Origin of the sequence: Campylobacter sp. 2018MI13 (genome assembly GCF_018501135.1) — a bacterium.
GTDB lineage: Bacteria > Campylobacterota > Campylobacteria > Campylobacterales > Campylobacteraceae > Campylobacter_E.
In genome coordinates this window covers 1-388 of record NZ_JAHCZC010000299.1, presented here as the reverse complement: position 1 = coordinate 388, position 388 = coordinate 1, and the positions used below count along the sequence as shown (strand labels likewise).

General features: G+C 96.1%; 1 protein-coding gene. It reads right to left on the bottom strand.

The genetic code is table 11. From position 1 onward, the window contains the following. Positions 1 to 388 (bottom strand): hypothetical protein (locus tag KJQ99_RS11455; protein WP_214150771.1); only part of this gene is annotated, 388 nt, incomplete at both ends.

Genomic DNA, 388 nt, shown 5'->3' with positions numbered 1-388 from the left:
CCCCCCCCCCCCCCCCCCCCCCCCCCCCCCCCCCCCCCCCCCCCCCCCCCCCCCCACCCCCCCCCCCCCCCCCCCCCCCCCCCCCCCCCACCCCCCCCCCCCCCCCCCCCCCCCCCCCCCCCCCCCCCCCCCCCACCCCCCCCCCCCCCCCCCCCCCCCCCCCCCCCCCCCCCCCCCCCCCCACCCCCCCCCCCCCCCCCCCCCCCCCCCCCCCACCCCCCCCCCCCCCCCCCCCCCCCCCCCCCTCCCCCCCCCCCCCCCCCCCCTCCCCCCCCCCCCCCCCCCCCCCCACCCCCCCCCCCCCCCCCCCCCCCCTCCCCCCCCCCCCCCCCCCCCTCCCCCCCCCCCCCCCCCCCCTCCTCCCCCCCTCCCCTCCCCCGCCCCCCAC